14 protein-coding genes are annotated in these 13,746 nt (G+C 71.5%); 3 read left to right on the top strand and 11 right to left on the bottom strand.

Annotated elements, in window-relative coordinates; all coding sequences use genetic code 11:
* Positions 1 to 99: 99 nt before the first annotated feature.
* Positions 100 to 1,545, bottom strand: a complete 1,446-nt coding sequence (gene argG / locus B082_RS0104340; RefSeq protein WP_018550593.1) for an argininosuccinate synthase — start codon at positions 1,543 to 1,545, stop codon at positions 100 to 102.
* 160 nt (positions 1,546 to 1,705) lie between these two features.
* Here argG and B082_RS0104335 point away from each other — a divergent pair, with 160 nt between their 5' ends.
* The gene (locus B082_RS0104335) at positions 1,706 to 2,206 is read left to right on the top strand and encodes a DUF4396 domain-containing protein (RefSeq protein WP_018550592.1); all 501 of its coding nucleotides are present in this window, start codon (positions 1,706 to 1,708) and stop codon (positions 2,204 to 2,206) included.
* A gap of 24 nt (positions 2,207 to 2,230) precedes the next feature.
* Here the strand turns inward: B082_RS0104335 and B082_RS0104330 are convergent, their stop codons facing one another.
* The 3 genes from B082_RS0104330 to B082_RS0104320 form a co-directional block, all read right to left on the bottom strand.
* Positions 2,231 to 2,878 carry a dihydrofolate reductase family protein gene (locus B082_RS0104330; RefSeq protein ID WP_018550591.1) on the bottom strand — a complete coding sequence of 216 codons (648 nt, stop codon included), beginning with the start codon at positions 2,876 to 2,878 and terminating at the stop codon, positions 2,231 to 2,233.
* Between the two features lie 289 nt (positions 2,879 to 3,167).
* Positions 3,168 to 4,070, bottom strand: coding sequence for a LysR family transcriptional regulator (locus tag B082_RS0104325; RefSeq protein WP_026249420.1), 903 nt, complete (start codon positions 4,068 to 4,070; stop codon positions 3,168 to 3,170).
* A 167-nt stretch (positions 4,071 to 4,237) separates the two neighbouring features.
* Positions 4,238 to 4,915, bottom strand: coding sequence for a type 1 glutamine amidotransferase domain-containing protein (locus tag B082_RS0104320; RefSeq protein ID WP_018550589.1), 678 nt, complete (start codon positions 4,913 to 4,915; stop codon positions 4,238 to 4,240).
* Between the two features lie 319 nt (positions 4,916 to 5,234).
* Here B082_RS0104320 and B082_RS35565 point away from each other — a divergent pair, with 319 nt between their 5' ends.
* On the top strand, positions 5,235 to 5,957 hold the full coding sequence (locus tag B082_RS35565; RefSeq protein WP_018550588.1) for a type 1 glutamine amidotransferase domain-containing protein: 723 nt from the start codon (positions 5,235 to 5,237) through the stop codon (positions 5,955 to 5,957).
* A gap of 329 nt (positions 5,958 to 6,286) precedes the next feature.
* Complete coding sequence (locus B082_RS0104310) at positions 6,287 to 6,583, top strand: putative quinol monooxygenase (protein WP_037709443.1); 297 nt, start codon at positions 6,287 to 6,289, stop codon at positions 6,581 to 6,583.
* Positions 6,584 to 6,655: 72 nt separating this feature from the next.
* Here B082_RS0104310 and B082_RS0104305 read toward each other — a convergent pair whose 3' ends face one another.
* The 7 genes from B082_RS0104305 to B082_RS0104275 form a co-directional block, all read right to left on the bottom strand.
* A complete protein-coding gene (locus B082_RS0104305) occupies positions 6,656 to 7,342 on the bottom strand; it encodes a type 1 glutamine amidotransferase domain-containing protein (protein ID WP_018550586.1) in 687 nt (228 codons plus the stop codon).
* A gap of 70 nt (positions 7,343 to 7,412) precedes the next feature.
* Entirely contained in the window at positions 7,413 to 8,924 is a 1,512-nt protein-coding gene (gene zwf / locus B082_RS0104300; protein WP_018550585.1) for a glucose-6-phosphate dehydrogenase, read from the bottom strand.
* 16 nt (positions 8,925 to 8,940) lie between these two features.
* Positions 8,941 to 9,924 (bottom strand): hypothetical protein, encoded by a 984-nt coding sequence (locus tag B082_RS0104295; protein WP_018550584.1) that lies wholly within the window; start codon positions 9,922 to 9,924, stop codon positions 8,941 to 8,943.
* Between the two features lie 35 nt (positions 9,925 to 9,959).
* Entirely contained in the window at positions 9,960 to 11,177 is a 1,218-nt protein-coding gene (locus tag B082_RS35560) for an MFS transporter (protein WP_018550583.1), read from the bottom strand.
* A gap of 162 nt (positions 11,178 to 11,339) precedes the next feature.
* A complete protein-coding gene (locus B082_RS0104285) occupies positions 11,340 to 12,095 on the bottom strand; it encodes an HAD family hydrolase (protein ID WP_018550582.1) in 756 nt (251 codons plus the stop codon).
* Complete coding sequence (locus B082_RS0104280; RefSeq protein WP_018550581.1) at positions 12,095 to 12,649, bottom strand: DJ-1/PfpI family protein; 555 nt, start codon at positions 12,647 to 12,649, stop codon at positions 12,095 to 12,097. Before B082_RS0104280 ends, B082_RS0104285 begins: the two co-directional genes overlap by 1 nt.
* 49 nt (positions 12,650 to 12,698) lie before the next feature.
* Complete coding sequence (locus B082_RS0104275; protein WP_018550580.1) at positions 12,699 to 13,493, bottom strand: cupin domain-containing protein; 795 nt, start codon at positions 13,491 to 13,493, stop codon at positions 12,699 to 12,701.
* Between the last annotated feature and the right edge of the window lie 253 nt (positions 13,494 to 13,746).

Genomic DNA, 13,746 nt, shown 5'->3' with positions numbered 1-13,746 from the left:
GCGTCATGCGCCACCAGCCGTGATCTCCACTGCCGACGAAAGGCCGGGCGCCCCTCGATCGAGGGGCGCCCGGCCTTTCGCGTTCCCGCCGGACGGGACTTAGTCCGTCCCGGACTCCATCGCCGCGCGGTCCAGCATCTCGTCCGCGTCGGAGACCTCGCCGCGGGAGGCGATCGCCTCGGCGCCGCCCTCGGGGAGGGAGCCGATCAGGCCGGTCGCGGCGGCCTGGGCCGCGCCGATGGCCGGGTTGGCGTTGCCGATCATGCCGAGGCCCGCGTACTGCTCCAGCTTCGCGCGGGAGTCGGCGATGTCGAGGTTGCGCATGGTGAGCTGGCCGATGCGGTCGACCGGGCCGAACGCGGAGTCCTCGGTGCGCTCCATGGAGAGCTTGTCCGGGTGGTAGCTGAACGCCGGGCCCGTGGTGTCGAGGATCGAGTAGTCCTCGCCGCGCCGCAGCCGCAGCGTGACCTCGCCGGTGACGGCCGTACCGACCCAGCGCTGGATCGACTCGCGGACCATCAGCGCCTGCGGGTCCAGCCAGCGGCCCTCGTACATCAGCCGGCCGAGGCGGCGGCCCTCGTTGTGGTACTGGGCGAGGGTGTCCTCGTTGTGGATGGCGTTGACCAGGCGCTCGTACGCGGCGTGCAGCAGGGCCATGCCCGGGGCCTCGTAGATGCCGCGGCTCTTGGCCTCGATGATCCGGTTCTCGATCTGGTCGGACATGCCCATGCCGTGGCGGCCGCCGATGGCGTTGGCCCTCATCACCAGGTCGACGGCGGTCTCGAACTTCTCGCCGTTGATCGTGAGCGGCCGGCCCTGGTCGAAGCCGATCGTGACGTCCTCGGTCTCGATCTCGACCGACGGGTCCCAGAACCGCACGCCCATGATCGGCTCGACGGTCTCCACCCCGGTGTTCAGGTGCTCCAGGGTCTTGGCCTCGTGGGTGGCGCCCCAGATGTTGGCGTCGGTGGAGTACGCCTTCTCGGTGCTGTCGCGGTAGGGCAGGCCGTGGGCGACCAGCCACTCCGACATCTCCTTGCGGCCGCCGAGCTCCGTCACGAAGTCCGCGTCCAGCCAGGGCTTGTAGATCCGCAGGTGCGGGTTGGCCAGCAGGCCGTAGCGGTAGAACCGCTCGATGTCGTTGCCCTTGAAGGTGGAGCCGTCGCCCCAGATCTGCACGTCGTCCTCAAGCATCGCCCGGACCAGGAGCGTGCCGGTGACCGCGCGGCCCAGCGGTGTGGTGTTGAAGTACGCCCGGCCGCCCGAGCGGATGTGGAACGCCCCGCACGTCAGCGCGGCCAGGCCCTCCTCGACGAGCGCGGCGCGGCAGTCGACCAGGCGGGCCAGCTCGGCGCCGTACGCCTTGGCGCGGCCCGGCACCGACGCGATGTCGGGCTCGTCGTACTGGCCGATGTCGGCGGTGTAGGTGCACGGGACTGCGCCCTTGTCACGCATCCAGGCGACCGCGACCGAGGTGTCGAGGCCGCCCGAGAAGGCGATGCCGACGCGTTCGCCGGCGGGCAGGGAGGTGAGGACCTTGGACATAGGAAGATTATGCATCATCTCGCATGATCATGCAATGTCGATCCGTGGTCCCGGCGCGGGGTGGGGCTGGAATACCCCCACCGGGTATACGGTTACGGTCGTGGGGGCGGGAGGACACCGTGGAGACCCGCCCCGTACGGCACGACGGAGGGAGCGCACGATGGACCACGCACACGGCCCCCACGACCACCGCCCCGGGCACACCGACCACACCGCCCACGGCGGCCACGCCTCCTGGCGCATGGCCGCGCAGGCCACCCTGCACTGCCTCACCGGCTGCGCCATCGGTGAGGTACTCGGCATGGTGATCGGCACGGCGGCCGGCCTGCACAACGGGGCCACCGTGGCCCTGTCCATCGCCCTGGCCTTCGTCTTCGGCTACGCGCTGACCATGCGCGGCGTCCTGCGCGCGGGCGTGCCCCTGCGCCGGGCCCTGAAGGTGGCCCTGGCCGCGGACACGCTGTCGATCGCCGTCATGGAGGTCATCGACAACACCGTCATGGTGACCATCCCCGGCGCCATGGACGCGGGCCTGGCCGACGTCCTCTTCTGGGGCGCGCTGGCCGGCTCCCTGGTCCTCGCCTTCGTCATCACGACGCCGGTGAACCGTTGGATGATCGGGCGCGGCAAGGGCCACGCCGTGGTCCACGCCTACCACTGAGCGGGCATGGACCGCGGCGTGGGACTACTTCCGCCAGAACAGGTGGTGCGTCACCCCGCTCGGGCTCGGTACGACGTCCAGGTGGAACCGGTCGCGAAGGTCGTCCGGGGAGTCCCAGAGCCGGATGCCCGTCCCCAGCTCCACCGGCGCGACCGCCACGTGCAGGGTGTCCACCAGGTCGGCGTCCAGGAACTCCTTGATGGTCGTCGCCCCGCCGCCGAGCCGGACGTCCTTGCCCCGCGCGGCCTCCCGCGCCTGTCCGAGGACCGCGGCCGGGTCGCCGTCCACGAAGTGGAACGTGGTGTCGGAGAGCGTGATCGACGGGCGCTCGTGGTGGGTCAGGACGAACACCGGGGTGTGGAAGGGCGGTTCGTCGCCCCACCAGCCCTGCCACTCGTGGTCCGTCCAGGGGCCGCGCTGCGGACCGAACTTGTTGCGGCCCATGATCTCGGCGCCGATGTTGTGCGCGAAGTCCCGCGTCATGTAGTCGTCCAGCCCCCGGCTCCCGCCCGGGTCGGTCCGGTTGGGCCAGCTCGCCGTGGCCCCGGCCCAGGAGAACAGCCGGCCCGGGTCCACATGGCCGCCGAAGGGCCGCTCCAGGGTCTGGTCCTCGCCGGCGGCGACGCCGTCCTCGGAGACGGTGAAATTCTGGACCCGCAGCAGTTGAGTCACGTGGTTCCTCCGGGTGTTGGGGTGACAACGATGGAGTGACTCCCCGCACGGGGCAAACTCATCGCCGCGTCGGACGGGAATTGTCACTCCACCGTCAGCACGCACCGGGACGGCGGAGCCGGCGGTGTGCGTGGCCCGGCGGACGGGCGCCGGCGCTCCCGCCGGGCCACCGTCCCGCCGGGTGACCGTCCCGCCGGGCCACCGTCCCGCCGGGTGACCGTCCCGCCGGGCCACCGTCCCGCCGGGTGACCGTCCGCCGGGTCACCGTCCCGCCGGGGCACCCGCGGACTCAGATCCACAGCTGCGCCTTCATCAGCAGGTGCCCGTGCAGCAGCGTCAGGTCCGGGTGTGGGGGGCTGCCTCGGCGGGTGGCCAGGTAGAAGGTGTTCAGGGGCGGGATCTCCGGCTCGATGAGCGGGGTGATGCCGCCGTCGGCCAGCTCCTCCGCGCACAGGTACGTGGGCAGGACCGAGATGCCGGCCGAGGACTTGACCGCGGCCAGGGCGCCGCGCAGGTCGGGGATGACCAGGGCGGGCGGAGTGGTGAGGGAGCGGTCGAAGACCGTGTGCCAGTAGCGGCGGATGATCGGCAGGGACTCCGCGTAGCTGATCATCGGGATGTCGCCGAGGACGTCCGGGCCCTCGGTGGCGAGCCGGTCCAGTGGGAGCTGTCCGGCCAGCTCCGCGGAGGCGACCAGGACGAATTCCTCGTCGACCAGCGGGGTCGCGGTGACGCGGCGGCCGCGCGGGCGGACGGTCGAGATGACGAGGTCGAACTCGTCGTCCTCCAGGCGGTCGAGCAGGTCGTCGGCGAGGCCGAAGGTGAAGTTCAGGCGCATGCCGTCCGAAGCGAGGTCGCTGATCGCGGGGATCACCCGGGTCGTCGTCAGCTCGACGGGGCCCGCCACCGTCAGCGGGCGGGCCGCGGGGTCGTCGCCGAAGGCGCGGTCGACGGCGTGGCTCAGGAGGTCGATCGGGCCCTGGACCTCACGGATGAGGCCGTCGGCGGCCTGGGTGGGCTGGGCGCCGTGGGGGAGCCGTTCGAAGAGCGGGCGCCCCATCGCCTGCTCCAGGTTGCGGATCTGATGGGTGACCGCGGGCTGGGACAGGCCGAGCTGGTGGGCGGCCTTGGTGAAGGACCCGAGCCGGTAGACCGCGACGAACGTACGCACCCAGCCAAGTTGTACGGACAAGCCATCCCCCCGGAAGCTGTGTCCCGGTCCGGTGCCTGCCGAACCGGCGGTGTACCTGACACTACGCGATCGGGTGGTGACCGTCGGGCCGGGCGGCCGCCGTGGGCGGGTGGCCGCCGGGGGCTTCGGCGGTCACCCACCCACGAGGCGTGCGCTGCCCGGCGCGGTCAGCGGGCGGCGAGCTGTTCGACGACGAGCTCGGCGACCTTCGCGGCGGACGCCGGGTTCTGGCCGGTCACCAGCCGCTGGTCGGCCACCGCGTGCGGGGCGAAGTTGCCGGTCTTGGTGATCTTGGCGCCACGCTCGGCCAGGGTGCTCTCCAGCAGGAAAGGAACGACGCCGGTCAGGCCCACCGCCTCCTCCTCCTCGTTGGTGAAGGCCGAGACCTGCTTGCCGTCCACCAGGTGGCTGCCGTCCGAGAGCTTGATGTTCACCAGGCCGGCCGGACCGTGGCAGACGGCCGCGACCGCACCGCCCCGCTCGTAGATCGCGGCGGCCAGCGCGGCCAGCTCCTCGGACTCGGGGAAGTCCCACATCGTGCCGTGGCCGCCCGCGAAGTAGATCGCGTCGTACTCCTCGGCCTTCACGTCACCCGCGGCGGGTGTCGTGGCCAGCGCCTTCGTGGTCGCCGGGTCCGCGAGGAACTCGGCGACGACGGTGTCGTCCGGGCTGATGCCGTCCTGCGGAGCGGCCCCGCCGCGCACGGAGACGTAGTCGATCTCGTAACCGGCCCTGCGGAACACGGCCGCCGGGTGGGCGACCTCGGGCACATAGAAACCGGTCCTACGGCCGGTCGCGCCGAGTGCGTCGTGACTGGTGAGGGCGAACAGAACCTTCGTGGACATGGCGGAATCTCCCGGACGGGGTCATGGATGAGGGGCAGGGGCTGCGGCGTCGCAGGGGGCGGGACGGGTGTCCCGGTGGCCGGCCGCATTACCGTGTTGCCGACACCCAGAAATTTAGAGACCGCGGGCAGCCCCGGCAAATAGACGAACTCATGACCCACATAAGCAGTCCTATATCCCATTGAAAATGCGTCCTTCTTCTTGCGGTAAGAACAGGGAGATGGGCTATGGTGCTGCTTCCCGTTACCCCCCGACGGCATCGGCCGCAGAGAAACAGCCACTCTCCGGCGAAAGTGAGGCAAAGGTGCCCGCACATTCCTTGAAAGGGCTCATCGTCCTCAGCAGCACCGAGCGCCTCCCCGGCGGCCGGTCCGCCGGCTTCTGGCTGCCCGAGGCCGCCTACCCGTGGCGGGCGCTGCTGGCCGCCGGATGGGACTTCGAGTTCACCAGCACCCGCGCCGGGCGGCCGCCCGCGGGCGGGGTCGACCGGTCGGACCCGCCGCAGCGCATGTTCCTGGAGGACCCGGTCGTCCAGGACCGCCTGGAGAACACGCGCACCCCGGACCTGCTCTCCCCCGACGACTACGGCATCGTCTTCGTCGCGGGCGGCCATGGCGCGATCATCGACCTGCCCGGGGACGCGCGGCTGGTCCGCTTCCTCGCCGACTACTGGGCCGGCCGGGATTCCGCGGTGATCGCCGCCGTGTGCCACGGAGTCGCGGCCCTGCTCGACGTGCCGGGCCCGGACGGGACCCCGCTGGTGTCCGGGCGCCGGATGACGGCGTTCACCCAGGAGGAGGAGCGGGCGGTCGGCCTCGACCGGATCGTCCCGTACTTCCTCGGCGAGGCCCTGGCCGAGCGCGGGGCCCGGTACGAGGCCGGGGACGCCTTCCGCAGCCATGTGGTCGCCGACGGCCGGCTGATCACCGGACAGAACCCGGCCTCCACCGCCGACCTCGCCCGAACGGCCGTGGAGCTGGCCTCCGGCCGTCCCCTTCCCCGGCACTGGCTGCGCCGCTCGGCACCCGTCGCCGCCCGGTAGGGCCGTCAGGGCCTTCCGGTGTGCCGAAAGCAGTCGGAGGGCCCTGGGCCATGCTTCGGAAGGCCCTTGAGAAACCCTGGAAAAGCCCTCGAAAACCCCTTGGGGATTCCTCGTGCATTCCTTATGAATGCTTGATGTGTGCCTGGTGCGGTGGCTCGGGTGCGGTATCGGTGTTCCGATAGAAGATCTTATTCCGGTGGTCCTCCCGGCTATTTGCCGGAGGTCGGTTCCGCGTGATCCTCTGAGTTGCGTGCGGAATTCGATAAGGATTCTGCGCGACTGTCGCATGAAATGCATGCGGTCGGGTGTTCGAGGTGAGGAGAAACGTCGTGCCCGTTACGGTAGTGGCCCGCTGGGTCGCCGGCGAGGGTCATGGAGACACCATCGAGAAGCTGCTCGCCGACATCACGGAGAGGAGCCTCGCGGAACCCGGGTGCCTTGCCTACAGCGGTTACCGGGCCGCCGGGAGCGACCTGGAGTTCGTGCTGATCGAGGAGTACGCGGACGCCGGTGCGCTGGAGCGGCACCAGGCGTCGGACCACTACCGCGACCTGGTCCTGGGCGAAGTGGTGCCCCTCCTGGCCGAGCGGCACGTGGGCCGGTACACCGCGCTGCGGGCCGCCTGAACGCGCCGCTGGTACGCCGAGGGGCCCGGGGAGACGTCTCCCCGGGCCCCTCGGCGTACGGCGTGCCCCGGCTCAGGAGGCCAGGAGTGCGGCGACCGCGTTCCCGAGACCGCGTGCCGACGCCGGATTCTGGCCGGTGACCAGACGGCCGCTGACCACCACGTGCGGTTCCCGGCCGGGGGCGCAGCTGTAGACGGCGCCCCGCTCCTCCAGGGCGCCCTGGAGCGGGAACGGCACCACGGTGTCCAGACCGCGGGCGGTCTCGCCCTCGTGGGAGAACGAGGTGATCCGGTGACCGTCGATCAGGTGCCGTCCCGTACCCAGGCGCAGGTCCACCAGGGCGGCCGGTCCGTGGCACAGGGCAGCCACCACGCCGCCGCTCTCGAAGACCGTCCGGCCGATCTCCTCCAGGGCGGGGTGGCCCCGGAAGTCCCACATGGTGCCGTGGCCGCCGACGAAGTACACCGCGTCGTACCGGCCGGGGTCCACGTCCTGCGGGCGCGGCGCGGCCTCGATGAGCCCACCCCCTTCGGGGTGGGAAAGGAATGCCGTATGGCCCTCGTCGGCTGAATCGTGACCGATCATCGGCGGCATGCCGCCCTCGACCGAGACGAACTCCACGTGGTGGCCCGCTTCTCTCAGGATCTCCCAGGGTTCGTATGTCTCGCCCAGGTGAAAGCCCGTCGGCCGGCCGGTGGTGCCGAGTTCCGCGTGGCTGGTGAGGACGAACAGGGCGGTCCTGCCGGCGGTCGGCTTCATGGCGCCTCCAGACGTACGGAATCGTTGAATTCGGAAAGAGGTGCTGTGCCATACGTGGCACGGTCGGTTCTCACGGCCGTCGCCAGCTCCTTCCGTCCCGCGCGAGCAGCTCGTCCGCCTCGGACGGCCCCCAACTGCCCGCCGCGTACGGAGCGGGGGAGCCGTGCGCGTCCCAGTGCCGCTCGACCGGGTCGAGGATCTCCCAGCAGCGCTCGACCTCCGCGGTGCACGGGAAGAGTCCCGAGTCGCCGAGCAGGACGTCGAGGACGAGCCGCTCGTAGGCCCCGGGGCAGGACTCGGCGAACGAGGTCCCGTACGCGAAGTCCATCGACACGTCACGTATGTCCATCGTCGGACCGGGCGCCTTGGAGCCGAAACGGACCGTGATGCCCTCCTCCGGCTGGACGCGGACGACGATCGCGTTCTGCCCCAGCTCCTCGGTCGCGGCGGGCGCGAACGGGGAGTGCGGGGCGCGCCGGAAGACGACCGCGACCTCGGTGACCCGGCGCCCCAGCCGCTTGCCGGTGCGCAGGTAGAACGGCACGCCCGCCCAGCGGCGCGTATCGACCCCCACCTTGATCGCGGCGTACGTGTCGGTCCGCGATCCGGAGCCGACTCCGGCCTCCTCCAGGTAGCCGACGACCTCCGCACCGCCCTGCCGGCCGGCCGCGTACTGTCCGCGTACCGTGCCGGTGGACAGGTCGGCGGGGAGCCGGACGGCGTTGAGCACCTTGACCTTCTCCGCGACCAGGGCTCCCGGCTCGAAGGTGGCCGGCTCCTCCATGGCGGTCAGCGCCAGCAGTTGGAGCAGGTGGTTCTGGATGACGTCACGGGCCGCGCCGATGCCGTCGTAGTAGCCGGCCCGGCCGCCGATGCCGATGTCCTCGGCCATCGTGATCTGAACGTGGTCGACGTGGTTCCGGTTCCAGATCGGTTCGAACATCTGGTTGGCGAAGCGCAGCGCCAGGATGTTCTGGACGGTCTCCTTGCCGAGGTAGTGGTCGATGCGGAAGACCTGCTCCGGGGCGAAGGCGCCATGGACGACGGAGTCCAGCTCGCGCGCCGACTCCAGGTCGCGGCCGAACGGCTTCTCGATGACCGCCCGGCGCCAGGACCCCTCGGGCGGGCGGGCCAGGCCGTGCCTCCCCAACTGCCGCACGACGGAGGGGAACAGCACCGGCGGTACGGAGAGGTAGAAGGCGAAGTTCCCGTGCGCACCCCGCGCCCGGTCCAGCTCCTTGGCCAGGATCTCGAAGACGTCGTCCTGCTCCAGGTCGCCCTGGACGAAGCTCATCGAGCGTGCGAGCCGCTGCCAGACCTCCTCACGGAAGGGGGTGCGGGCGTGCTCCCCGACCGACTTCCGGAGCACCCCCGCGAAGTCCTCCCCCTCCCGGCGCGGCAGGGCCACCCCGACGAGGGCGAAGTCCGGCGGCAGCAGCCCGCGGTTGGCCAGGTCGTACACCGCGGGCACCAGCTTCTTGCGGGCCAGGTCCCCGGTGACGCCGAAGAGGACCAGACCCGAGGGCCCGGCCACCCGCGCGGCGGTGCGGACCGGGCCGGGCACGGAGCGTGCGGTTGCCATTTCCCCCGTCATGGCGTCACCGGGCGATCGTCGCGCTGAGGACATTGGGGCCGCGCTCCGTGAAGTACGCGGCGCTGGTGACGGTGATCCGTCGGCCGCGCACGCTCACGGCGGTGGGGCTGGAAAGCCCGTCCGAGCCGTTGAGCACGGTGGTGCGGCGCTTCCCCGGCGCGACCCTCGTCAGGGTGTCGGCCTTGATGTCGGTGACGAGGACCTCGTCACCCCGGCCCGTGAAGGCGAAGTCGTCCACCGAGCCGAGGCCGCCGATGACCCGGCGCACGGCACCGGCCCGGCCGTCGGCCCCGACGGGTACGCGCAGCAGGGTGCCGGCGTCCAGGTTGGAGACCCAGACGGCGCCGTCGTGCAACCGCAGCCCGTTCGCCCCGAGGAACCCGGCCGTGGGGGCGAACGCCTTGCCGGACGCCCAGCGCTTCGGTGCTCCGCCGCGCAGGCTCACGGTCCATACCGCGGAGCCGGTCGAGTCGGCCACGTAGAGGCGGTGGCGCCGTTCGTCCAGGGCGATCCCGTTGAGCAGGCTGTCCGCGGGCAGCGCCGCGATCCGGGACGGGCGGCCGTGGCGGGGGACGCGCCAGATGCCGGTGTGCGCGGCGGTGCCGGTGCTCAGGGCGACGTAGAGCGTGCCGTCGTGGGCGCGGGCGATCCCCGCGGCGAACGCCTTGCCGTGCAGGACGGGGGTGTCGCCCCTTGCCGGTACCGGGAGCTGGGCGATGAGCCGCACCTTTCCGCTGCGGGACACCTCCGCCACCTGGCCGGTCAGGGCGAACGTGACGGCCGAGGCCCCCGAGGGCAGCGGGGTGAGGTTCTCCGGCTGCTGCCCGCCGGCCAGATCCAGGGGGATGAGCGTGGGACGGTCGTTGTGGTGCGGGTCGTTGTGGTGCGGAGGTCCGCCGTGCGCGAGGGCCTGGGCGGGAGCGCCCGTCACCGCCGTGGCGGCGATCGGGAGGGCGAGAAGCGGAACGAGGACACGACGGGTACGCATGCGAGTGGACTCCTTGGACGTGGGTGGGAACGGGGTTACGGGGCGGGGGCGGCGGGTGGGCGGCCCGCGGCGGCCACCGCGCGGGCGGCGGCGAGCAAGGCGGCGCAGCAGATCCCGAGCGTCGTCCGGTATCCGCAGTACGCGGCGACGAGCTGGCCCGCCGACGCCCCGACGAACAGCAGGAAGGTGTTGAAGGCGACGGCGGTAGTGGCGGTGGCCGGGGCGATCCGGTGCAACATGCCGACCAGGCTGGGGACGGTGAGGCCGATCCCGGCGACGAAGACGACGCTCCCCAGGACCAGCAGCGGCAGGACCGGGGTCAGCTGGGCCACCAGCAGCCCGGCCCCCGCGGTGAGGAACCCGGCGACCGCCGGGCCGCGGGGGCCCCGGCCGCCCGCGAAGCGGTGGATAACCGGAGCCGCCAGCAGCCCGGCCGCGCCGACGGCCTGGACGGCCAGGACCTGACCGCCGCTCAGGCCGTGGGCGTCGGCGAGGTGCGGGTTCAGCACGGCGTACAGCGCCACGAAGCTGCCGAACACCGTGAGCGCGGAGGCGAAGACGGCGAGCGCCCGGCGGTCGCGCAGCAGCCCGCGCAGCACGCCCGAGGTCGAGCGGACGGAGACGGTGGGGTCGGCCACCGGCGGGCGCAGCAGGATCCGCAGGCCGGCCGCCGCGCCCGCGTACAGGACGGCCGGCAGCCAGAACGCGGCCTGCCAGTGGCCGTGGCCGCCGACGCCCTGGCCGAGCACCTGGCCGGCGACGCCGGCGCCGAGCAGCCCTGTGGTGAGCACCGAGAGGGCCGCCGGGCGGCGGGCGTCCGCCGTGTGGCGGGCGATGTAGGCGAGGGCCACGGGGGCGAAGGAGGCGGCGGCCAGGCCCTGGGCGGCGCGCAGGGCCAGGAACCAGCCGTAGCCGGGGGCGAGGCAGAGCGCCGCCGTGGTCAGGGCCGTCGCAGCCGTCCCCCAGGAGAGGACGGGGCGGTGGCCGGTCCGGTCGGCGAGGGGGCCGAACACCAGGAAGCCGAGGGCGTAGAACAGCGAGAAGCAGCTCCCCGCCCAGGCGGCGGCCCCGGGGCCGACGCCGAAGGCTTCCTGGAAGCGGGGGGCCATCGGGATGGCGAGGTAGAGCTGGGCCGGGACGGCCACCGCGAGCACGGTCAGCAGACCGAGTTGCGCGGCGGACGGCGCACCGGGCGGGAGCGGGGCCGGCCCGCGGCCGGTCCGGACGGCGGGCGGCGATGAGGGCGCGGACATGGCTGTCTCTCCGGTCGGAAGGGCGGGCACGGGCACGGGCACGGGTGGGCATGACGAGGACGGGGCCCGGCCCGGGTGGGAAGGGCCCCGTCCTCGTCGGTGCGGTGTTGAGATGCGGTGCGGTGCGGTGTCGTGCGGTGCGGTGTTGAGGTGCGGGCCGGCTCAGACCCCGGCGGGGACGGGCCCCAGGCCGGCGAGGTCCTCCAGGTGGAGCGGGGCCACGCCCCACTCCGCGTTCTGCGCGCGGTGCTCGGGGGTCTGGTAACCCCATTGGGCCCACCGGGACACCGCCCCGGTCCGGGCGACCCGCACCGCGTTGGTGAGGTTGTCGTCGACGAAGGTCACGTCCTTCAGGTCGACGCCCCACCGGGCGCTGATCTCCTCGATCGCCTCCGCCTTGCGGCCGCACTCGCCGAACACCGCCGATACGGTCTCGTCCAGACCGTGCCGGCCGAGGATGGCGTGGACCGAGCCCTCGTCCTTCGCGGTGACGATCGCGACCGATCCGCTGTGCCGGCGCAGCAGCTCCGGCACGCCCGGGTACAGGGTGTGCAGGTCCAGCCAGAATTCGGTCTCCCGGGTGCGGAACCACTGCCTGGCGGCGTTGGCCGCGTCGGTGAACTTCTGCACGTAGGACGAGGGCAGGGCCTCGTACAGCCGGTCGAAGTCCGCCTGGCCGCCGAGGGCGGCGGCCTCGGGGAGGTGGGCGACCACGAAGTGGTCCAGGGTCCGGGCGTAGTCGCGTACGGTACGGAACCGGTCGATGAACTCGCGTGGTACCAGGCGAAGTTGCTCCGGGCCCGGGATCGTCCGGTCGTGCGGCTGGACGCCGAGCCAGGTGACCAGCGCGCACTCCTCCAGGGCGTCGCAGATGACGCCGTCGAAGTCGAGCGCCAGGAGGGTGGGGCGCCCGGCCATCAGGCGGCCTGCTTCCCGGCCGCGATCTTCTCGGCGGTCTCGAAGACGGACCGCATGAACGTGCCCATGTAGCCGTAGTAGGAACAGGTGATGATGTTGCCGTCGACGATCACGTCGCTGTCGACCACGTCGGCCCCGGCGTTGATCACGTCGTCGCGCAGGCCGATGTAGGCGCACGCCTTGCGGCCCTTGAGCACGCCCGCGCTGACCATGATCCAGGGACCGTGGCACAGGCCGGCGACGACCTTGCCCGCCCGGTCCATGCCGGCGACGAAGTCGAGGACGCCGCGGTCCTGGCGGACGCGGTCGGGGGCCTCGTGGCCGCCGGTGAGTATGACGACGTCGTACTGGTCGACCGCGAGGTCCTCGAAGGCGATCAGCGGGCGGGCCGTCTTGTCCATGGGCAGCGGGATGCCGTACTTGCCGTTGACGGCGTCGGCGTTCTTGGTGGCCACGTCCACGTTCCAGCCCTCCTCCATGAGGCGGTAGTACGTGAAGACGACATCGTGGTCCTGGAAGCCGGGGCCGGTGATGATGACGGCGTTGCGGGACATGAGGGAACTCCTTCGCTGTGGGTGGCCGGCCAAAGACCGGCGGTCTGGTTCAGACGTTCTTGCTGATGCAGAGGTACTGCTTGTCGGTCTGCGGCCGGCGGCGGTCGTCGGGGTGGCCGGTCAGGATTTCGCAGTCGCTGCGGACCACTCCGGAAATATGCAGGGGGATGTAAAAAAGGTCCGTCTCCTGCGGCCGGTAGAAAATATCCATTCCGGTACGCAGGTCGAACCGGAATCGCCGGTCCGGAGTCCGGTCCCGCATTTTCGCGTGGGGGAGTGAGGGCACCTTCCGCATTCGGTGCATGGGTTCCTCGATGGAGGCGCTCTCGTATGCGGTGCCGGCCCGGTTGTAGTCGTCGTGCAGCCGGATCAGGTCGAACTTGTTGCGCGGCACCTCGACCTCGATGAGTTCCAGCGGTTCGGTGCCCGTGCTGCGCGTCCCGTGGAACGCGCCGGGCGCGATGCGCAGGATCGCCCCCTCGCGGACGGGGATCTCCTCCCGGTCGAGACCGGTGGTCACCCCCTGGCCGCCCAGGCACAGCAGGTAGGTCAGCTTCCGCGGGTGCACATGGACCGATGTGCTGTGCCCGCCGTCGATGTGCAGGGACCAGAAGTCGAAGAAGTCGTCCACGTAGGCCCGGTACTCGTAGCCCCAGGGCTTGGGGATCACCTCGTCCAGGTGCTCGTCCTGGTCGAACTGCTCGTTGGCCGGGCGTGCGCCGTCGCGCAGCAGCCGGGTCAGCTTCGCGATATCGGCCCGGCCGGCGTCCACCCGCAGCGGCAGGAAATCCGCCCGGTTCGAGTGCTTTCCGGGCAGGGTTCCGATGGCCTCGGTTACCGTCATGTCATCCCCCAGTGGCTTGAATTCGCCTTTTCGACTTCCGGGGCGTTTACCGCCCGGCGTCGTCGCAGACTCAATCAGCGAGGGGTGGGGATGCTCAAATAGAAGTACCTTGAAGTCCCATAACGGAATTTGTGGCGCCTGGTCAGAGGTGCCTCCGGAGGGCCGTGCGGGAATCGTCCGGATTCGGAAGGTCCTGTTCCTCCGCTTTCCATGCGCGTGTGTTCTGACGTGCGCATGGAAAGAATGCCCCGGC

It is taken from the genome of Streptomyces sp. ATexAB-D23 (assembly GCF_000373645.1).
In the GTDB taxonomy this organism is placed as follows: domain Bacteria; phylum Actinomycetota; class Actinomycetes; order Streptomycetales; family Streptomycetaceae; genus Streptomyces; species Streptomyces castrisilvae.
This window is presented reverse-complemented; position numbering and strand designations above follow the sequence as displayed.